The organism is Streptomyces griseiscabiei (assembly GCF_020010925.1).
In the GTDB taxonomy this organism is placed as follows: domain Bacteria; phylum Actinomycetota; class Actinomycetes; order Streptomycetales; family Streptomycetaceae; genus Streptomyces; species Streptomyces griseiscabiei.
Map to the genome: position 1 here is coordinate 1595274 of NZ_JAGJBZ010000001.1, position 19577 is coordinate 1614850.

The 19577-nt window shown below is 72.3% G+C and carries 21 protein-coding genes; 7 read left to right on the forward strand and 14 right to left on the reverse strand.

Features of this window, described 5'->3' with window-relative positions:
• Nucleotides 1–45 precede the first annotated feature (45 nt).
• Together J8M51_RS06955 and J8M51_RS06960 are read left to right on the forward strand one after the other, a co-directional pair.
• A complete protein-coding gene (locus tag J8M51_RS06955; protein WP_086756539.1) occupies nucleotides 46–507 on the forward strand; it encodes a hypothetical protein in 462 nt (153 codons plus the stop codon).
• Nucleotides 508–616: 109 nt separating this feature from the next.
• Complete coding sequence (locus J8M51_RS06960; RefSeq protein WP_086756541.1) at nucleotides 617–1123, forward strand: mycothiol transferase; 507 nt, start codon at nucleotides 617–619, stop codon at nucleotides 1121–1123.
• On the opposite strand, the gene J8M51_RS06965 is transcribed toward J8M51_RS06960, so the two are convergent.
• From J8M51_RS06965 to J8M51_RS06975, 3 genes are all read right to left on the reverse strand, one after another.
• Nucleotides 1120–2184 (reverse strand): adenosine deaminase, encoded by a 1065-nt coding sequence (locus tag J8M51_RS06965; RefSeq protein ID WP_086756543.1) that lies wholly within the window; start codon nucleotides 2182–2184, stop codon nucleotides 1120–1122. The genes J8M51_RS06960 and J8M51_RS06965 overlap by 4 nt on opposite strands.
• Before the next feature lie 55 nt (nucleotides 2185–2239).
• On the reverse strand, nucleotides 2240–2635 hold the full coding sequence (locus J8M51_RS06970) for a VOC family protein (RefSeq protein WP_086756545.1): 396 nt from the start codon (nucleotides 2633–2635) through the stop codon (nucleotides 2240–2242).
• Between the two features lie 152 nt (nucleotides 2636–2787).
• A complete protein-coding gene (locus J8M51_RS06975) occupies nucleotides 2788–3966 on the reverse strand; it encodes a hypothetical protein (protein ID WP_086756547.1) in 1179 nt (392 codons plus the stop codon).
• Nucleotides 3967–4387: 421 nt separating this feature from the next.
• Between J8M51_RS06975 and J8M51_RS06980 the strand changes: the two genes are divergently transcribed.
• Entirely contained in the window at nucleotides 4388–4783 is a 396-nt protein-coding gene (locus tag J8M51_RS06980) for a hypothetical protein (RefSeq protein ID WP_086756549.1), read from the forward strand.
• Nucleotides 4784–4890: 107 nt separating this feature from the next.
• Here J8M51_RS06980 and J8M51_RS06985 read toward each other — a convergent pair whose 3' ends face one another.
• The 4 genes from J8M51_RS06985 to J8M51_RS07000 form a co-directional block, all read right to left on the reverse strand.
• The gene (locus J8M51_RS06985) at nucleotides 4891–5778 is read right to left on the reverse strand and encodes a glycoside hydrolase family 19 protein (protein ID WP_086756551.1); all 888 of its coding nucleotides are present in this window, start codon (nucleotides 5776–5778) and stop codon (nucleotides 4891–4893) included.
• A 220-nt stretch (nucleotides 5779–5998) separates the two neighbouring features.
• Nucleotides 5999–6769, reverse strand: a complete 771-nt coding sequence (locus J8M51_RS06990; RefSeq protein WP_216587258.1) for a response regulator transcription factor — start codon at nucleotides 6767–6769, stop codon at nucleotides 5999–6001.
• A 49-nt stretch (nucleotides 6770–6818) separates the two neighbouring features.
• Nucleotides 6819–7355: a MarR family winged helix-turn-helix transcriptional regulator gene (locus tag J8M51_RS06995; protein WP_216587259.1), complete on the reverse strand. Its 537-nt coding sequence runs from the start codon at nucleotides 7353–7355 to the stop codon at nucleotides 6819–6821.
• A gap of 129 nt (nucleotides 7356–7484) precedes the next feature.
• Nucleotides 7485–8366 carry a hypothetical protein gene (locus J8M51_RS07000; RefSeq protein WP_086762401.1) on the reverse strand — a complete coding sequence of 294 codons (882 nt, stop codon included), beginning with the start codon at nucleotides 8364–8366 and terminating at the stop codon, nucleotides 7485–7487.
• Between the two features lie 202 nt (nucleotides 8367–8568).
• Between J8M51_RS07000 and J8M51_RS07005 the strand changes: the two genes are divergently transcribed.
• Both J8M51_RS07005 and J8M51_RS07010 read left to right on the forward strand, forming a co-directional pair.
• Entirely contained in the window at nucleotides 8569–9612 is a 1044-nt protein-coding gene (locus J8M51_RS07005; RefSeq protein ID WP_086762403.1) for an acyl-CoA dehydrogenase family protein, read from the forward strand.
• A gap of 117 nt (nucleotides 9613–9729) precedes the next feature.
• Complete coding sequence (locus J8M51_RS07010; protein WP_086762405.1) at nucleotides 9730–10434, forward strand: 2-phosphosulfolactate phosphatase; 705 nt, start codon at nucleotides 9730–9732, stop codon at nucleotides 10432–10434.
• On the opposite strand, the gene J8M51_RS07015 is transcribed toward J8M51_RS07010, so the two are convergent.
• The 6 genes from J8M51_RS07015 to J8M51_RS46240 all read right to left on the reverse strand — a co-directional run bounded on the left by J8M51_RS07015 (nucleotide 10431) and on the right by J8M51_RS46240 (nucleotide 16065).
• Complete coding sequence (locus J8M51_RS07015) at nucleotides 10431–11573, reverse strand: LLM class flavin-dependent oxidoreductase (RefSeq protein ID WP_086762407.1); 1143 nt, start codon at nucleotides 11571–11573, stop codon at nucleotides 10431–10433. The genes J8M51_RS07010 and J8M51_RS07015 overlap by 4 nt on opposite strands.
• A gap of 32 nt (nucleotides 11574–11605) precedes the next feature.
• Nucleotides 11606–12835: an SfnB family sulfur acquisition oxidoreductase gene (locus J8M51_RS07020; RefSeq protein WP_086762409.1), complete on the reverse strand. Its 1230-nt coding sequence runs from the start codon at nucleotides 12833–12835 to the stop codon at nucleotides 11606–11608.
• Between the two features lie 4 nt (nucleotides 12836–12839).
• Entirely contained in the window at nucleotides 12840–13394 is a 555-nt protein-coding gene (gene ssuE / locus J8M51_RS07025; protein WP_086762411.1) for an NADPH-dependent FMN reductase, read from the reverse strand.
• A gap of 75 nt (nucleotides 13395–13469) precedes the next feature.
• The gene (locus J8M51_RS07030; RefSeq protein WP_086762413.1) at nucleotides 13470–14687 is read right to left on the reverse strand and encodes an acyl-CoA dehydrogenase family protein; all 1218 of its coding nucleotides are present in this window, start codon (nucleotides 14685–14687) and stop codon (nucleotides 13470–13472) included.
• Between the two features lie 13 nt (nucleotides 14688–14700).
• Nucleotides 14701–15819 (reverse strand): dimethylsulfone monooxygenase SfnG, encoded by a 1119-nt coding sequence (gene sfnG / locus J8M51_RS07035; protein ID WP_086762416.1) that lies wholly within the window; start codon nucleotides 15817–15819, stop codon nucleotides 14701–14703.
• 162 nt (nucleotides 15820–15981) lie between these two features.
• Entirely contained in the window at nucleotides 15982–16065 is an 84-nt protein-coding gene (locus J8M51_RS46240; RefSeq protein WP_368862285.1) for a putative leader peptide, read from the reverse strand.
• Nucleotides 16066–16202: 137 nt separating this feature from the next.
• Here J8M51_RS46240 and J8M51_RS07040 point away from each other — a divergent pair, with 137 nt between their 5' ends.
• Nucleotides 16203–17192 (forward strand): LysR family transcriptional regulator, encoded by a 990-nt coding sequence (locus tag J8M51_RS07040; RefSeq protein ID WP_267299038.1) that lies wholly within the window; start codon nucleotides 16203–16205, stop codon nucleotides 17190–17192.
• Nucleotides 17189–18550 carry a cryptochrome/photolyase family protein gene (locus tag J8M51_RS07045; RefSeq protein WP_216587266.1) on the forward strand — a complete coding sequence of 454 codons (1362 nt, stop codon included), beginning with the start codon at nucleotides 17189–17191 and terminating at the stop codon, nucleotides 18548–18550. Before J8M51_RS07040 ends, J8M51_RS07045 begins: the two co-directional genes overlap by 4 nt.
• On the opposite strand, the gene J8M51_RS07050 is transcribed toward J8M51_RS07045, so the two are convergent.
• A complete protein-coding gene (locus J8M51_RS07050) occupies nucleotides 18547–19566 on the reverse strand; it encodes a MerR family transcriptional regulator (RefSeq protein WP_216587267.1) in 1020 nt (339 codons plus the stop codon). The genes J8M51_RS07045 and J8M51_RS07050 overlap by 4 nt on opposite strands.
• Nucleotides 19567–19577 lie beyond the last annotated feature (11 nt).

Sequence of the window (19577 nt, forward strand, 5' to 3'; positions counted from 1 at the left end):
CGACCGGCAGCAGCGCACTCGACAGGAAAAACGGGGACCACGGACATGACCAGCACGCGCACCACCCGCCGTACCGCTCTGGCGGCGGGCCTCACCCTGGCTCTCGGCCTCGGCATGACGGCCACGGCGTCGGCCGGCGGCCCGCGCACCGTCACCGGCAAGCCGACCGACCCGATCACCCGTATCGCCGACTTCTACGGCGCCTACATCGACGCCCAGAGCGGCGAGGGCGGCGGGAAGCTCGCCGAGGAGCTGCGGAAGTACTACCTGACGCCCGCCCTGCAGAAGGAGCTCAAGGCCTGGGAGAAGAAGAACAACGCGGACGGTGTCCTGCGCGCCCAGAACACCCCCGTCCAGTGGAAGGTCACCGACAACGGCACCGCGAACCACACCGAGGCCGGTATCACCTTCACCTGGGGCAGCGGCAGGACCACCAAGCTGGTCGTCGACATGAACCGCAAGCTGAAGATCTTCCACATCGGCACCAAGGGCGCCGCCGGAAGCTGAGACCGGTTCCGCGGCCCCGCGGCCCCGCAGCGCCGGATCGGGGGACCGGCGCTGCGGGGCCTGCGCCGGGGGCGGTGCGGGCACGGTCCCGATGCCCGATGGTGGACGTATGGATGCGAAGGACGTTCTCATCGACGCGTTCGGCCGGATCAAGGAGGAGGTCCACGCCGTCGTGGACGGACTGTCCCCGGCGGAGCTCCACGCCCGTCCCGCGCCCGACGCCAACTCGGTCGCCTGGCTGGTCTGGCATCTCACCCGGATCCAGGACGACCATGTGGCCGACGCCTCCGGGCGCGACCAGGTCTGGCTGTCCCAGGGCTGGGAGAAGCGCTTCGGGCTCGGTCTGCCGGCCCGGGACACGGGCTACGGGCACAGCCCGGAGCGGGTGGCGAAGGTCCGGGTGGACTCGGGCGACCTGCTCACCGGTTACTTCGACGCCGTGCACGAACGGACGCTGGAGTTCGTGCGCGGCCCGGGGGCCGACGACCTGGACCGGATCGTGGACGAGCGCTGGACGCCGGCCGTCACCCTCGGCGTACGCCTGGTCAGCGTCCTGGCCGACGATCTCCAGCATGTCGGCCAGGCCGCGTACGTACGGGGGTTGGCGCGGGACTAGGGCGTGTAGCCCGGCAGCACGACGTCCTCGATGAGGGCGTTGCGCTCGTCGAAGGGCAGGAAGGCGCTCTTGAGGGCGTTGACGGTGACCGTGCGCAGATCGTCGAGGGTCCAGCCGGCCTCCTCGACGAGCAGGGTCATCTCGCGGGTCATCGTGGTGCCCGAGACCAGACGGTTGTCGGTGTTGAGGGTGACACGGAAGCCCAGGTCCTTCAGCGCCGTGATCGGGTGCCGGGCGATGGAGGTCGCCGCGCCGGTCTGGAGGTTGGAGGTGGGGCACATCTCCAGGGCGATACGGCGGTCGCGGACCCAGGAGGCGAGCCGGCCGAGCTTGCCGTCGACGATGTCCTCGGTGATCCGGACGCCGTGGCCGATGCGCTGGGCGCCGCAGACCTGGAGGGCCTGGTGGATGCTGGGCAGCCCGTGGGCCTCGCCCGCGTGGATGGTGAAGGGCACGCTCTCCCGGCGCAGGTGCTCGAAGGCGGCCAGGTGGTCGGCGGGCGGGAAGCCGTCCTCGGCGCCCGCGATGTCGAAGCCGACGACACCGGCGTCCCGGAAGGCCACGGCCAGATCGGCGGCCTCGCGGACCCGGTCGAACATCCGCATCCCGCACAGCAGCGTGCCGACGCGGACCGGGGTGCCCTGGGCCGCCGCCTTGGCCATGCCGGCGGCCAGGCCCTCCTGCACGGTCTCGACGACCTCGCTCATCGTGAGCCCGCCCCGGGTGTTCAGCTCCGGCGCGTAGCGCACCTCGCCGTAGACGACGCCGTCGGCGGCCAGGTCGAGCGCGTACTCCTCGGCGGCGCGCAGCAGGCCCTCGCGGGTCTGCAGCACGGCGAGGGTGTGCTCGAAGGTGGCTATGTAGCGCACCAGGTCACCGGAGTTGGCGGCCTCGTAGAACCAGGCCGCGAGGCCCTCCGGGGCGGTCTCCGGGAGGGTGTGGCCGACCTCCGCCGCCAGCTCCACCAGCGTGGCGGGGCGCAGACCGCCGTCGAGGTGGTCGTGCAGGACGGCCTTGGGCAGGCGGCGGATCACTTCGGCGTCTATGCGCGTAGCAGACATGGCGTTCGTTCCTCGGCGAGTGGTGCGGTGGGGTGGGAAGAGGGGGCGGGCCGGATCAGCCGGTGGCGGGCTGGAGGAGGTCCCAGCGGTTGCCGTACAGGTCCTCGAAGACGGCGACCGAGCCGTACGGCTCGTGGCGCGGCTCCTCCAGGAACCTGACGCCCGCGGCCCGCATCCGGGCGTGGTCGCGGGCGAAGTCGTCGGTGTGCAGGAAGAAGCCCACGCGTCCGCCGGTCTGGTCGCCGACGCGGGCGCGCTGTGCCTCGTTCCCGGCCCGTGCGAGCAGCAGTCCGCCGCCCTGTCCCCCGCCGCCCGGCTCGACGACGACCCAGCGGCCCCCGCCGGGCCTCGGTTCGTCCTCGGCGAGGGTGAAGCCGAGCGCCTCCGTGTAGAAGCGGATCGCCTCGTCGTAGTCGTCGACCACGAGGGTGACCAGCGCTATGTGTCTCATCGGGGCCTCTCGGGTCGCTCGGGGTTCCCGGGAGGTTATACGTAACACCTGCGGGACGGCAAATGGCGTCGCGTGGCGAGGTGCCGGACGTGGTTGAGGCCCCCGCGTTGGCGGGGGGCCTCAGCCATGTCCGGGCGGGGCGGGGTCCGGGGTCACTCGCCGGGCGACGCCTTGCGCAGGGCGGCGATGCAGGTGCTCAGGGCCTGCTGGAGCTCCTCCAGGCGCTCCAGCATGTCGTCCTCGTAGATGGCGTCGAGGTCCACGGCGTCGTCGAGGGTCAGCTCCTCGAAGACCTTCGTCGCCTTCTGGAGGCTGCTGTAGAACTTCGTCCGGCGCTCCTGGACCCGCAGCTCGGGGTCGGCCTGCACGGTCTGGACGACGAGTTCCTTGACGGTGTCGTACGCCTCCGTCGCCCACTCGCCGGTGTCCTCGTCGGCGTCCAGCTCGTCGATCAGGGACAGGTGCCGCTCGGCCTCGGCGCGCAGTTCGGCGGTGGCGTCGATGACCTGGCCGGCCGGGGTCTTGACCTGGCCGTTCTCGACGATCTGCCGGACGTAGCCGATCCGGCTGGCCGCCTGGGTCTCGTTGGCGACGGCCTTCTTCAGCTCGTCGGTGCGGGCGATGTCCCGGGCGAGCCCGGTCTGCAGGGAGGGGTCCTCCTTGAGGCGGTCGAGCAGGGCGGTGCGGGCCGCCTGGGCGGTGGAGGGGTCGGCGAGGATCGCGGCGCGCAGCGCGGTGGGGTTCTCGGCGACCTCCAGCGCCTTGGTCGGGCGGATGCCCTCGGCCTCGGCCGCCGCCGTGATCGCGGTGCCCCGCTCGGAGGTGGCGCCGGACCGGGAGCTGTAGTACGTCAGCCAGACGTCCGAGTCGGGGAGGTCGATCTCCGCGCCGGGGGCCAGCGCCTCGAAGTGCGGGACCATGCCGTCGTCGGCCGCCTTGTCCCAGGCCTTGTAGTAGCGCATGACCCGCTCCGGCGAGCACCCGGCGAGTTCGGCGAACCGCTTCGCGGACACCTTCGGCGTCTCGCCCGCCGTCTCCCCGCCGGGCCGTACGCTCCGCGCCACCTTCAGCGCGAAGGCCCAGCCGCCGGTGCGCGCGTACACCCCGAACTCCCGCGCGTCACGGGCGACTTGCTCGTCCACGGCATCGTCCACGGCGTCGTCCGGGGTGTCGTCGCGGGGCTCGTCCGCGGGGGTAGGCTCGGGGGACGCGCCCGGCTCGACCCAGACGCCCTCGTCCTGTGCCGGGATTCCTCCGGTGGACTCCGGTGCGGCGGGCGTCCCGTCGGCGGGCGGTACGGCCGATGCGGAGTGGGCGGTGGCTACGCTCACGGGTGCTCTCCCGGGTGGTGACGAACGACTGGGGCAGAACCGGCAGCCTATATGAACCCGTTGATGTCGCTTTGACCTGGCGGGCACGGGCCACGCGGCCGACGCCGGTTCCGTTTCCGTGCGCGGACCACCGGGGCGTGGGGTGCGGCGGTGACAACTGGTCAGACACTCGGGCCGCTTCTGTCCATCCGGCGGTCACTGTGTCCCCACGCGCCCCTCGTGCCCCATGAGCCGTCGACGCTTCGGACAGTCGGGGGCCGGTGGTGACAGGGCGACCCGTGCGTTCCGGGAGCATGTGCGGGGCGGCTCGGGGGACGGACGACAGAGAATCGGCCACAGCGTGGCCGCGCCCGGCGGGCCGGCCCGGTCTGCCCGGAACGGCACTGTCGGCACGGATGCGCCCCTCGGAAGGATCGCGGCCATGCATACATCTCGCAGAGTCGCGACCCTGGGTCTGGCTTCGGCCGCCCTCGTCACCGCCGCGATCGCCACGGCGCCCGGCGCCGCCGCGGACAGCTACAACGGGTGTGTCTACCCCCGTGTGTGCTTCTATCCCACCATCACCCAGTGGAACAACGGCGCGCCCACGGCCGCCTACCAGGACGTCACCACCAGCTACCAGAACCTCGGGCCCAACAGCCGAGGCGCCGACCGCGTCCACAACACGCGCAACGACGACCGGGTCTACCTCCGGTACACCTACAACCCGACCGGCGCGACAGGGGCGTTGTGTGTCAACCCCAACGTCACCGCGGTCTTCGACGCGAACTTCACGGTGACCGGCATCATGATCCAGAGCGCGCCCAGCTGTCCGTAGCACAGCGAGGCAGCCGTCACGCCGGGAGTCCGGCCAGGGAGCCCCGGGCGCGTCAGATCGCGTCCGGGGCTTCCGCGCGGCTCGCCGCGGGGCCGCCGCGCCGGGCGTCAGCAGTAGAGGTTGCCGCCCGCCGAGGTGCCGAGGATCTGGACGAACCGCTGGTACGCGCTCACCCGGCTCTGCACCTGGGCCGGGTTCTTGCCGTCGCACTCCAGCGAGCCGTTGATGCTGCGGATCGTGTGCCCGAAGCCGGCGCTGTTGACCATCGCGTTGTGGCCGGTCATGGTGCCCGGGCCCTTCTGGGTGTTCCAGTACCACAGGGCGGTCTTCCAGGCGACGGCCGCGTCGTTCTGCACCAGCCAGGGGTTGCCCAGCAGGTTCAGCCCGAGCGCGTCACCGGCCGCCTTGTAGTTGAAGTTCCAGCTGAGCTGGATGGGGCCGCGCCCGTAGTAGGCCGCCTGTCCGGCCGGGCAGCCGTACGACTGGCTCCAGTCGCAGTAGGTGGGGTAGTTGGCGGTGTTCTGCTCGACGATGTGGACGAGCCCGCCGGTCTCGTGGTTGACGTTGGCGAGGAAGGCGGCGGCCTCCTGCTTCTTGACCGTGTCGCTGCCGGTGTTCGCGAACGCCGGGTAGGCGCTCATGGCCGCCCGCAGCCCGCTGTACGAGTAGAACGAGTTCCGGTTCGGGAACATCTGGTTGAACTGCGCCTCGCTCACCACGAACCCGGAGGGGTTGGTGGGACCGTTCTCGCAGGCGTACGGCTCCCAGTACCAGGTGCTGATGGTGGGGTCGTAGCCCGGGTTGTCGTGCTCGGCTCTGTACGCCTTGCCGTCGGTGTAGCGGACGATGTTGCCGGTCACGTAGGACCGGCCCGCCACCCAGCTCGGATAGCTCGAACAGGGGGCGGCGAACGCGCTCGGGGCAGGGAGCAGCAGAGGGGTGGAACCGCCGATGACCAGCGCGGTCAGTACGGCGGCGATACGGCGCCTCGACACGGGACCAACTCCTCGGTGGAGCACGGCCGCACCCGGGCAAGGGGGCCCGTGGGGCATGGCTGGAACCGAACCTCGCGCGCACGAGCCGGCGGTGCCGGCCACGGCGTGGGGGCGGCCGTGGTGGGGGGTGGGGCGCCCACTCAACCGCGTTGGTCTGTACCAGTCAAGGGTGTAGACCAGTCAACTCGTATGACGCCAGGTCAGGCCGGTGCGGTGACGGTCAGGGGCTGGGCGCCGAGGCCGTCACAGGCCGGCCTTCGGGGCAGCCGAGCCAGTAGCCGAAGCCGCGCCGGGTGTGGATCAGCGCGGGTTCCTCCTGGTCGGTCTTGCGCCGGAGCCGGGCCACCAGCTTCTCGATCGCGCCATGGGCGCGGTACTCGCCCCAGACGTGCCGGCTGATCTGCTCCTTGGACAGCACCCGCTCCGCGTTCGCCAGCAGCTGGCACAGCAACCGGTACTCGGCGGGCGTGAGGCCAAGCGGCCGGGAACCCCTGCGCGCCTCGCACGCGGCGTCGTCCAGGACCAGATCGCCGTAGCAGGGCATCCCCTCGGGCCGTTCGGGACCACCCCGGCCGCGCAGCAACGCCCTTGCCCGGTCGAGGACTTCGGCGATGCGTACGGGCTTGACGACATAGTCCTCGACGCCGGGGCGCAGGCCCGGGACCAGGTCGTGGAGGGAGTCGCAGGAGGTCAGGAAGAGCAGCGGGGGCCGGTCCGCGGGGGTGCCGTGGCGGCTGCGCAGGAAGCGTTCCAGGTTCGGCAGCGCGGCGTCCCAGATGATCAGGTCGCAGCCGGCCCGGGCGATCCGGGCCGTCCCGTCGGCGGCGGTGACGGCGGTGGTGGCGGTGGCGGCCGAGGTGACCCGGTATCCGGCCAGCTCCAGGGTGGTGGTGAGGAGTTCGGTGACGCCGGGGTCGTCCACGACGACCAGGACGTGCTGTGCCTCGTCGCCACGCGGCGGCGACGGTGTCCCGGTGAGCAGGGTGCGCATGACAAGACCGTTCGGGTAGGGCTCGCGTGGGGGGATCGCGCCGGCGCCGTCAGCCGACGGGCGGGTGGGGGCCGGGCCGGGAGTCGACGGCCGCCTCGGAGTGTTCGACGAAGTCGTCGGCCAACCGGCCGAAGAGATCGGCGAGTCGACGCCGGTCCTCGGTCGACCAGTCGCCCAGCACCGCCTCGATGCCCCGGCGGCCGGCCTCCCTGACGCGCTCGAACGCGGCGAGCCCGGCCTCGGTGATCTGGACACGCTGCGCCCGGCGGTCGTCCGGGTCCGGGACGCGGACCACATAGCCGTCGCCCTCCAACTGCCGTAGCTGCCGGGTGACATGGGAGGCCTCGACGGACAGCCGGACCGCGAGCACCCCCGGACGCAGCGGCTCACTCTCGGCGATGTGCCGCAGGATCGACACGGAGGCGCGGTCCAGGGACAGGCCGCTGTCGGACATCAGCCGCTCGTGCCTGCGGGACCGGCCGGCCAGATACGCGAGGCGGGTGAGAAGCCGCTCGATCTCGGCCACGTCCGTGAGGCAGGCCGCTTCGGCGGGGAAGGCCGCTTCGGTGGGGCGCGGTAGGGGCATACGGCCACCGTAGCAGTAATTTGCCTAAGTCAAGCAATGCCATGGAGGCCGGGGCCGACGTCCGTACGCCGGCGCCCCGGACAGCACCTTGCCGTCCGGGGCACCGGCGCACGGGCGTCGGCCCCGGCCTCAGCCCAGCTTCAGCTGGTCCGTGCCGTGCCCGATGTGCGCGACGACCAGTCCGGCGCCGGACACCTCCGCGTACTCGGCGGTGTGGTGGCGGAGGACGGCGCCCGCATCCGGCCCCCGGCGGGCCTCGACCGTCCAGCGCAGCTCGTGGAAGAAGAACCAGTCGTCGAAGTGCCGCTGGACGACCTCGATCTCCCGGACCTCGTAGTGGGCGTAGAACTCCTGGAGGTGGGACCGAAGTTCGTCCCTGCTGTGCAGTTCGACCAGGGTGCCGGCGCCCGCCGCGTAGTCCCGGACGCCCGTCTGGATCTCGGGGTGGGCCCGCTCGACGACGGCCTCCACATCGCCCTCGCGGTAGGCGTCGAGGAGCGCCTCGTGCACCCCCGCCACGGCGAACCGGCCGGCCAGCGCCCCGTCGGCCGGGTCGCCCGGCAGCGACTCCCGCTGCGTACGGCCCCAGAACAGCTCACCGGTGATGCCCTCGGAGCCCATCGTCGGGAACAGCACGACGATGGGCCGCTCGCTCTCGGCGCCGGTCTTCTTGTCACGCCCCCGGCCCGAGCCGCTGACGAAGGTGTACCAGGAGGTGTTGATCTCCGTCACCGGCCGGATGCCGACCACGGCGGCGAACCGGTGCATGGTGCGGTAGCTGCTCTCGATGGCCTCGTACGTGTCGACGATCCGCTGGGTCGGGATCTCCCTGCCCTCTTCGAGGGTGGGCACGACGGTGTACGCGTAAGGCCCGCTCGGCGCCAGCGTCGCGAGGATGTCCTCGACGACATCGGCGTACTCGGCCCTGACGTGCCTCCAGGCGACCGCCGAGGTCTGCACCTGGAGATCCGATGTGACGAGGAGTTCCTCGACCTCGGCCCGGTCCTTCATGGTCCTTCTCCTTACGGGGCCGAGCGGCCCCGGTGGGGGGTGGAGCGCTCACATGCAAGCGCAGTCGCCTGACCGGTTGCGGCCGCCGACCTGACAGCGGGCCGACGTGGTACAGCTCACATCCACCCCTGTGTGGAGAAGGTGTGATCTTCCGGCCCGAAAGATGTGATCTTCGGGGCCGGGGACGGGGAGAATCACCCCCATGACCACGTCACCGCACCCCCTCGTCGTCCAGGCGCGCAGACTCGCCGCCGAGGTGCTCGCACCTCAGGCCGAGCGCGTCGACCAGGAGGGGGTGCCCGCGAGCAGCATCCAGGCGGTCAAACGGTCGGGGCTGCTCGGGGTGAGCGCGCCGGTGGCGTACGGCGGGTCGGGCGCGCCCAGCTCCGTGGCGCGGGAGACCGCCGAGATCCTGGCGGGGGCCTGCTGCTCCACCTGGTTCGTGCAGACCCAGCACTACACCCCCGTCCTGACCCTGATGAAGAGCGAACTCCCGGCCCGGGAAGGCATGTTGGGGAAGCTGGCCACGGGTGAGCTGCTGTCCGGTGTCGCGTACGCGCACTTGCGCCGGTATCCGCAGGTGCCGGTGCGGGCGGTGCCGAAGCGGGGTGGCTGGCGGTTCGACGGCACGGTGCCCTGGTACACCGGGTGGGGGCTCAACGATGTGATGCTGCTGGCCGGGGTGACGGACGCGGACGAGGTGGTGTTCGCGTTCGCCGAGGCCCGGCAGCAGTCCGGGCTCAAGGCCTCCGCGCCCGTGCGGCTGGCGGCGCTCACGGCCGCCCGTACGGTCTCGCTGCACCTCGACGGGCTGTGGATCCCGGACGACGCGGTGGCCCTGCACGCGCCGTACGAGTCCTGGGCCGCGAGCGACCGCCCCAAGCCCACCAACGCCTCACCGGCGGTCTTCGGGGTCGCCGAGTCGGCCCTCGCCCTGCTGGACCAGGACGATCCCACGACCAAGGCGCTGCGACTGCGCCTCGACAAGGTCCGCCGGCAGGCGTACGCCCTCGCCGACCATCCGGCCCCGCATGAGCACATGGCGGAGCGGCTCGCCCTCAAGACCAAGGCGTTCGATCTGATGCGCACCGCGACGACCGCCGCCGTCGTGGCCGGCGGGGGCCGCGCCCTCGCCCTGGACAACCGCGCCCAACGCCTGGCCCGCGAGGCGCTGTTCCTCCTGGTCCAGGGCCAGACCACGGAGGTGCGCCGGGCCCACCTGGGCGCACTGTCGGCCGCGTACTAGTGCCGCGACAGGCAACGTTCGCCCCGTCGCGACGCCCGGCACGCCGAGAGCACGCACCGGACGCCGCTCCTTGACGGGCAAACGTTGCCTGCCGCGGCACTAGCGCAGAATGGCGAGATGGATCATCAGTTCGTCGGTATACCGGAGTCGGCAGATGCCGGTGCCCCCCGGGTCGCGGTCGTCGTCGATGTCATGCGGGCCTTCACCGTGGCCGCCTGGGCGTTCTCGCGCGGCGTGGAGAGGATCGTGCTGGCCTCGACGGAGAGCGAGGCACTGGCTCTGAAGGAGAGCCGTCCGGGGTGGCTGGCGTTGAAGGACGGAGCCCGGGCGCCCGGGTTCGACGCGGTGAACTCACCGGGGCTGCTGCGGTCGCGGGACTTCACCGGTCGCACGCTGGTGCAGAAGACGACGGCGGGGACCGTGGGCGCGCTGGCGGTGGCGGACGCGCCGCTGGTGCTGTGCGCGAGCTTCGTGGTGGCCGGTCCGACCGCGCGGTACCTGCGGGCGGAGGGCGCCGGACCGGTGACGTTCGTCGTCACCGGCGAGGACGGCCGCGCCGACGAGGACCTGGCCTGCGCCGAGTACATCGCCCGGCGCGTGGACGGCGAGGAGTGCGAGGCGGGCCCATATCTCGACCGCGGGAGGAACTCCCGCGCCGCCGCCGACCTCACCGCCGGGCGGCGCGGCGGCAACCACCCGGACGACGTCGAGCTCTGCCTGGAACTCGACCGGTTCCCCTTCGCGATGGTGGCACGCCGGGAGGACTCCCTGACGGTGCTCCGCCCCGTGGAGGTCCCGCAGGTCCCGCAGCCGGGCGTCTAGCTCGCGAACGGCACCTGTGCCGCCGGGGCGGTCGGCGCGGTGACGGGGTGCTGCCACAGCCCCTGGGCGGCGAGGCGCGGCAGGACGCCCTCGCCGAACCAGTACGCCTCCTCCAGGTGCGGATAGCCGGAGAGGACGAACTCGTCGATGCCGAGGGCGTGGTACTCCTTGATCCGCTCGGCGACCTCGTCGTGGCTGCCGACCAGCGCGGTGCCCGCGCCCCCGCGCACCAGGCCGATGCCGGCCCACAGGTTGGGGTGGATCTCCAGGTCGGCGCGGCTGCCGCCGTGCAGGGCCAGCATCCGCCGCTGGCCCTCCGATTCGCTGCGGGCGAGTCCCGCCTGCACGGACCGTACGGTCTCCGGGTCGAAGCCGTCGAGCAGTCGGTCCGCCTCCGCCCAGGCCTGCTCGGCGGTGTCCCGGGTGATGACGTGCAGCCGGATGCCGAAGCGCAGGGTCCGGCCCTCCTTCGCCGCCAGCCCCCTGATCCAGGCGATCTTCTCCGCGACCCTGGCCGGCGGCTCGCCCCACGTGAGGTACACGTCGACGTGCCGGGCGGCGATCTCCCCCGCGACGGGCGAGGAGCCGCCGAAGTACACCTCGGGCACCGGGTCGGGCAGCCGGGCCAGCCGCGCGTCCTCGACCCGGAGGTGCTCGCCGTGCAGGTCGACGGTCTTGCCGTCCCACAACCCCTTGACGACCTCCAGGAATTCACCGGTACGGCGATACCGGTCGTCCTTGTCGAGGAAGTCGCCGTAGGCCCGCTGCTCATGGCTCTCGCCGCCGGTGACGACGTTGAGGAGGAGCCGTCCGCCGCTGTGCCGCTGGAAGGTGGACGCCATCTGCGCGGCGAGCGTCGGCGAGACGAAGCCGGGGCGGAAGGCGACCAGGAACTTCAGGCGCTCGGTGTGCCGGCTGACCATCGCGGTGGTCAGCCAGGCGTCCTCGCACCAGGCGCCGGTCGGGGTGAGCGCGCCGGTGAAGCCGAGGTCCTCGGCGGCGCGGGCGATCTGGCTCAGATAGGCGACCGTCGGCGGCCTGTCCCGGCCGGACACGGTGGCGGGGGTGCCGTGACCGCCGCCGACGACATGCCGGCTGTCGCCGTTGGTGGGCAGGAACCAGTGGAAGGTGAGGGACACGTGGGGGTCTCCTGTCAAAAATAGGGGGGCGGCTAGAGGAGGCCGTGGCGGGGCGGCCGGGTGCCGTTGAGCACGTACCGGCCGATGTGCTGGATCTTCCAGCGGACCGGATCGTGCAGGGTGTGGGTGCGGGCGTCCCGCCAATGCCGGTGCAGATTGAGCGAGTCGAGCGCCGAACGGGTGCCGGACACCTCGAAGAGGGCGCTCGCCACCTCCAGCGCGGCCCGTGCCGCCTGTACCTTGGCGGCGGCGACCGCGATGGACGCCTCGGCCGCGGAGTCGTCCGTCAGGGCGTCACGCGCGCGGTCCACCGTGCGCGCGGCCTCCCGCAGCAGCGCCTCCGACGCCCGCACCTGGAGGGCGAGTTCACCGAACCGCTGGATGAGCAGCGGCTCCTCGGCCGCCGTCTCGACTCCGCTCTCGAACCACGGCCGGCTCTTCGTCCGCACGAACCCGACCGCCTCCGCGAGGGCTCCCCCGGCGATCCCGACGTCGATCGCCGCGTGCAGCAACTGGGCGCTGGCGCCGTGCAGTTGGGGTCCCTCGAAGGTGAGGTGGTGCGGCAGCACCCGGTCGCCCGGCACCTGGACGCCGGTCAGGCGGACGGTTCCGCTGGCCGTCGTACGCTGGCCGAGGCCGTCCCAGTCGTCGATCACCGTGACGCCGGGGGCGTCCCGGGGCACGTAGGCGACATGGAGGGCGTCGCCCTCGGCGCGGGCCAGTACCGGGATCCAGTCGGCGAACAGGGCGCCCGTCGAGTAGTGCTTGACCCCGTCGAGGACGTACGAGCCGTCGGCCCGGCGGGTGAGCCGGGTGCGGATGTCCTGGAGGTGCTTGGTGCCGGCCTCGGACTGGGCGTTGCCGAAGCGGCGCCCGGCGAGCAGTTCCCCGAAGAAGAACTTCCGCTGTTCGGCGGTGCCCTGACGGCGGATCACATTGACGTAGGCGAAGTGGCTCTGCGGGATCTGGGCGAGGCTGGCGTCGGCGGAGGCGAGCAGCCGGAAGACCTCCGCCAGGGTCTCCTGGCCGACATCCGCTCCCCCGTACTCGGCGGGCACGGTGACGGCCAGCAGCCCGGAGGCGGAGAGCCGGTCCAGCTCGGCGCGGGGCAGCCGCCGTTCGGCGTCCCGCGCCGAGGCACCGGCCCGGAACTCCTCGGCGAGCGCGGCGGCGACGGTCAGGGCCTCGACATCGTCGGCGACGACCTTGGCCGCCGGGGGCGCGGTGGGCGGGTCGTACCCGGAGGCGGGCGTGTCGGTCATCGGGTCAGCTCGCGGCGGCCAGCACCGGCGCGGGGCCGAGCGCGGTCAGGAACTGGTCGACGACCTGGCCCAAAGCCTCGGCGGTGGCCGGGGCGAGGGTGACCCTGCCGTCGTCCCCCACGGTGATGTCCTTGTCGAGGGTGAACCAGCCGGGGACGATGTGCCGGGCGCCCATGGAGCTGAGCACCGGCCGCAGGGCGTAGTCGATGGCGAGGACATGGGCGGTGGACCCGCCGGTGGCCAGCGGCAGCACGGTCTTGCCGGTGAGGGCGTACTGCGGGAGCAGGTCGAGCAGGGCCTTGAGGACCCCGGAGTAGGCGGCCTTGTAGACGGGGGTGGCGATGACGACGCCGTCGGCCCGGGCGAAGAGTTCGGCGGCCTCGACGATGGCCGGGTGCTTGAAGTCCGCGCCGAGCAACGCCTCGGCGGGGATGGTGCGGATGTCGAGCGGTACGACCTCGTGGCCCTGGGCGGCCAGCCGGGCGTCCAGGTGACGGACGAGCTTCGCGGTGCGGGAGGAGACGGAGGGGCTGCCGGAGACGGACAGGACGGTGGCCATGGGTCCTCTTTCTTGGGGCCCGGGGTGCCCGTGCGGACGGGCACCCCGGAGGGGAGCGGTCAGGAGTACCGGCGGTCAGGAGTACCAGGTGGGTTCGGGCAGTTCGCCCTCCAGCACCCAGCGGCCGACCTCGCGGCGCTTGTAGGCGACGGGGTCGTGCAGGGTGTGGGTGCGGATGTCGCGCCAGAAGCGGTCGAGTCCCTCGGCGGTGGCCGTCGACCGGGCGCCGGTCACCTCGAAGATCCGGTTCGCGATCTCCAGGGCCACGTCCGTGGCGCGCGCCTTCACGGCGGCCACCCGCACCTCGAAGTCACCGCGCGTCCGCTCGGTGACGGCGTCGGGGTCGTCGTGCAGCTTCTGCCCCTCGGCGGCGACCGTGTCGGCGAGTGCCTCGACGGCCCAGAGCTTGGCGGTCAGATCGCCGTAGACGTCGATGACGTACGGCTCGTCGACCGCGCGTTCGTGCCCGCCGTGCAGCCAGGACCGGGTCTTGGTCCGGGTGTAGGTCGCCGCGGTCTCCAGCGCACCGGCGGCGATGCCGAGGTAGAAGTTGACGAAGACCAGCTGGATGGTGGGGACGTTGAGGGTGTTGTAGGTGCGGGGCCGGAACTCCTTGTCGACGTAGCCGGCGGCGGAGGACCAGGGGGTGCGGACGCCGTCGAGGGTGACGCCGCCGCTCTCGGTGAGCCGCTGGCCGATGTTGTCCCAGTCGTCGTGGAAGGTCAGGCCCTCGCTGTCGGAGGGGACGATCGCGAAGACATGGCTGTCGGTGCCCGCGAGGACGCCTTCGAGGACGGTGACGTCGGAGACCTTGCTGCCGGTGGAGAAGGACTTGCGGCCGGTGAAGACGAGGTCGTCGCCGTCCTCGGTGACCACCACGTCCTTGTCGCGCGGGTTGACGGCGCCGCCGAAGAACCAGCGGTTGCGGGCGGCCTCGGCCTCGACGTACTCCCACTGTTCGCGGGTGCCGACCAGCCGGGCGGCCCAGTTCCAGAGGTAGTGGTAGCCGAGGAGCTGGCCGAGGGAGCCGTCGGCCTTGGCCACCTCGCGTACGACGCGGTAGGCGGTGGGCCAGTCCTGGCCTCCGCCGCCGTGCTCGACGGGGCCGAGCAGGGTGACGAGGCCGGAGTCCTTGAGGAGCCGGACCTCGGCGTACGGGGTGGCGCCGGCGCGCTCGCGCTCGGCGGCGTCGGTGGCGAGGACTGCGGCGACCTCACCGGCGCGGGCGATCCACTGCTCTGCGGTCGTCGGGGCGGGGCCGGTCTGCCAGTCGGTGGGGGTGACGGTGCTCATGTCGACGGCCTCCTCAGACCTGGGCGGGGACGGACGGGGCGGACTCGGGCTGCCGGGCCTCCAGTTCACGGACCAGCGGCAGCACCCGCCGACCGAAGTACTCGACCTCCTCGTGGTAGTGCAGGAAGCCGAGGAGGAAGAGGTCGACGCCGAGCCGCTTGTAGGCGACGATCCGCTCGGCGATCTGCTCGGGGGTGCCGATCAGCCCCGTACGGAAGCCGTCGTTGTACTGGACGAGGTCCTCGAACGACGAGTCCTGCCACATGCCCTTGCCGTCGGCGGCCGACTGCCCGGCCTGTTTGACGGCGGCGCCGAATCCCTCGACGGCCTCCCGGTCGGCGTGCGCGACGATCTCCCGCAGGGTGTCCCGGGCCTCGGCCTCGGTGTCGCGGGCGATGAGGAAGCCGTTGAGGCCGAACCTCGGCGCGTCGCGGCCCACTTCGGCGGCGGCCTTGCGGACGTCGGTGATCTGCTCGGTGACGCCGTCGAAGTCCTTGCCGTTGGAGAAGTACCAGTCGGAGACCCGGCCGGCCATGGCACGGGCGGCGGTGGAGTTGCCGCCCTGGAAGATCTCCGGGTGGGGGCGCTCAAGGGTGTTGAGGGGCTTGGGCTTGAGGGAGAAGTCGCGCAACCGGTAGAAGTCTCCGGCGAGTTCGGTGTGGTCCTCGGTCCAGACCTGGCGCAGGGCCCGGATGAACTCCTCGGAGCGGCGGTACCGTTCATCGTGCTCCAGCCAGGGTTCGCCGAGGGCGGTGAACTCGCCCTTGAACCAGCCGGACACGACGTTGACGGCGAAGCGGCCGTTCGACAGATGGTCGGCGGTGGCGCCGAACTTGGCGAGGACTCCGGGGTGCCACAGTCCGGGGTGGACGGCGGCGATGACCTTCAGACGTTCGGTGGCGAGCAGCAGGGCAAGGCTGAAGCTCGTCGACTCGTGCTGGTACTCGGCGCCGTAACTGGCCATGTAGCGGACCTGGCTGAGGGCGTACTCGAAGCCGTTGTTCTCGGCGAGGACGGCGAGTTCACGGTTGTACTCATATCCCCAGTCGGTGCGTTGTTCGATCGTGCTGGTGACGAGTCCCCCGCTGACGTTGGGGACCCAATAGGCGAATTTCAGGGGCGCGGCAGACATGCGGAACTCCTGTTGCGGAATGTTTTCGGGCACGCCGAATTCAGCGGTCACGGGGAGACGCCGGCACACGTCGGATACGGGCACGGTGAATTCAGACGGAAGGCCGGGAGGCAGGCGGAAGGCCCAGAGAGAGGAAAAGCGCGGCGGATCGGGGAGGGCTGATCAGGCCGCGGCGCGACAGGAGGCGCTGGAGACGCGCGCGAGGTCGACGTGGCGTCGTCGCGTGAGGTCCAGTCGCAGCTTCATGCCGTCGATCGTGACAGCCGTCGGCGACGACCGTCAAGGAGAACCCGACCGGTCTCGTATGGCGGACCATTGAATTTCACGAAGGTGTGACAGGGAAACCCTTGAACGCGCCGGAATTCGGCGCGCATTCTGCTGCGATGCGAACGGAACAGCTGGAATACATCACGGCGGTGACCAGGCTCGGTTCGCTGCGCCGGGCGGCCGACGAACTACGGCTCTCCCAGCCCGCGTTGAGCGAGACCGTACGGAATCTGGAACGCGAACTGGGGGTCGATCTGCTGGAGCGCAAACGGTCCGGCGCGACGATGAGCGCCTCGGGCCGGGAGCTGCTGCCGCACATCATCGGGGTGCTGGACGCGGTGGACCGGCTGCGCGCCGCGGCGGGCGAGCAGCACCGCATCAGCCGGACGGTCCGGCTCGGCACGGTGAACGCGGCGACCGTGCCGCTGCTCATCCCGGTGATCCGCGACTTCCGCGCCGACCACCCCCTCACCCAGGTCGAGGTGGTCGGCGCCCGGCAGTCCGACATCCACCGGGGCCTGCTGGAGGGCTCCTTCGACCTCGGGCTCGTCAACCATCTCGACGGCGACGACGTACCCGCCGAGTTCGAGGCCACCGAACTGCTGCGGGGGCGGCCCGTGGTGGTGCTGCGCCCGGACAGCCCGCTCGCGTCGCGGGCGGCGGTCTCCGTGGACGACCTGCTGGAGGTGCCGCTCATCGGGATGCGTTCGGGCTATGTCATGCACCGCTACGTCCACCGGCTGCTCGACGGCCGCGACCCGGCGTTCGCGTACTCCACCGACGGCGCCGAGATGGGCAAGCTGCTGGTCACGGAGGGGCTCGGGGCGACGGTCCTGCCGGACTTCAGCGTGATCGGTGATCCGCTGGAGCGGCGGGGCTCCCTCGTCCACCGGCCGATCGCCGGTGACACCACCCGGGTGCTGCTGATGCTGCAGCGCCGCAGGGCGGACTCGGTACCGCGGGCGGCGCGTGACCTGCACCGGGCGTTCGTCCGCACGGCACACGCGCTGACCGGCGGGCGGATGAAAGGCGACCGGACCGCATCCGAAGGGGCCCGCTGCGTGGAAGTGACGGATGGGGGGCCTGATACGGAGGTGTGCCCATGAACGTCTCGGTCGTCCTGTTCACCGCCGACCTGCGGCTGCACGACCATCCACCGCTGCGCGCCGCCCTGGACGGCTCCCGGCAGGTCGTGCCGCTGTTCGTGCGTGATCCGGCGGTGGACCGGGCCGGTTTCGCCGTACCCAACCGGCTGGCGTTCCTCGCCGACTGTCTGCGGGACCTGGACGCGGGGCTGCGCGAGCGCGGTGGGCGGCTGGTGGTGCGGTCGGGGGACGTGGTGGAGCAGGTCGTGAAGGTGGCCGCCGAGGCGGACGCCGACGAGGTGCACCTGGCGGCGGACGTCAGCGCGCACGCGCACCGGCGTGAGGAGCGCCTGCGGCGGGAGCTGGAGGCACAGGGGCTGCGGCTGCATGTGCACGACACGGTGACCACGGCCGTTCCCCCGGGTGCCGTGACCCCGGCCGGGTCCGACCACTTCGCCGTGTTCACGCCCTACCACCGGCACTGGTCGCGGCAGCGGCTGCGTGACGCGGTGGAGGCGCCCCGGGCCGTCCGGGTCCCGGACGGGGTCGGCTCAGAGCCGCTGCCGTCCCGCAGCGGCGTCACCGGGGTGTCGGCCGGGCTCGCGGACGGCGGGGAGGCGGAGGGCCGGCGGCGGCTGACGGCCTGGCTGCGCTCCGGTGTCGCCGCGTACGAGGACCGGCACGACGACCTGGCGGGCGACGCGACCTCCCGGCTCTCGCCGCATCTGCACTTCGGCACCCTCTCCCCCGTCGAACTGGTCCACCGGGCCCGCCGGGCGGGCGGCCCTGGCGCCGAGGCGTTCGTACGGCAGCTCGCGTGGCGGGACTTCCACCGCCAGGTGCTGGCCGCGCGGCCGGCGGTCGCGACCGTCGACTACCGGGCGAGGCAGGACCGTTGGCGGTCCGCGCCGGACGAGGTCGAGGCGTGGCGGGAGGGCCGCACCGGCTATCCGGTGGTCGACGCGGCGATGCGGCAGCTCCGTCACGAGGGCTGGATGCACAACCGGGGCCGGCTGCTGACCGCGAGCTTCCTCACCAAGACGCTGTACGTCGACTGGCGCGTGGGCGCCCGGCACTTCCTGGACCTCCTCGTCGACGGCGACGTGGCCAACAACCAGCTCAACTGGCAGTGGGTCGCGGGCACCGGCACGGACACCCGCCCCAACCGGATCCTCAACCCCACCACCCAGGCGAAGCGGTACGACCCGGACGGCGCGTACGTACGGCGCTGGGTGCCGGAGTTGGCGGACGTCGCGGGCCCGGCGGTGCACGAACCGTGGAGGCTCGACGGGCTGGACAGCGCCGCGCTGGACTATCCGGCACCGATCGTCGAGCTGGCGGAGGGGCGGGAGCGGTTCCTGCGGGGACGCAAGTCCTAGTCGGCGGGGGTCGGTTGGGGGGTCCGGCTCGGCCGTCCGCAGAGACCGGACAGCAGTTGCACCGCCTCGTCCAGCAAGGACGGGCGGACCATGCCCGAGGCGGGTCGGCCGTGCCAGCCGGGGCCGCCGAGCACGACGAGCGCCTGGCGGCGGGCGCCCTTCACGCCCCAGCGCATGGCGGCGACATGGCGGGCCAGGGGCAGGCTCGCCGTGGAGCGGGCCTGCGCCCAGAGGACCACGGCGGCCGGGCCGAGCCGGTCGACCGCCGAGGTGAGTGCCTCGGCGGGGACGGCGGCGCCGAACATCCTGGTGGGCAGGCCGAGTTCACCGAGCGCGGCATTGAGGGCCTCCAGCGGGAGGGTGTGCTGTTCACCGGGCACACAGGCGAGCACGACCGGGCCGGGGGCGGTCGTGTCGGGGCGGGGTGCGGGCGGCCGGGTGTGACGGCGCAGGGCGGTGGAGACATGCCAGGACAGCAGATGCTCGACCTCCACGTAACGGTCCCCGGACGACGCCCAGGTGCGGCCCACCGCGTGCAGCGTCGGCACCATCACCTCCTGCCAGGCGACCGTGAGCCCGTGCCGCGCGACGGCCCCGGCCAACTGGTCCGCCACCGCCGGGGCGTCCAGGCGTACGGCGGCCCGGGCGAGGCCCCGGCACTCGTCGCGGACGTCCCTCGGGGGTGGTGGGCCGGGCTCCGACACCCGCGCCGCCCGCTCCCCGTCCGAGACGCGCGCTCCGCGCGTCTCCTCCCCCGCCCGGTCGGTGCTCTCCTTCGCCGCGCGGGCCGCCTCCGCCGGCGGCAGCCCGGCGGACGTCAGCCGGCACATCGTCTCGACCATCGCCACGTCCCGCGGGGTCCAGCGCCGGTGCCGGCCGTCGGCGCGGACGGCGGGCCCGATGCCGTAGCGGCGGTCCCAGGAACGCAGCGTCGTGGGTGACACCCCCAGCCGACGGGCCAGAGCACCACTGGTGAGACCCGGTTCGGCGGGCTCTTCCTCCCCGTACGTACCCATGCGGGCGACTA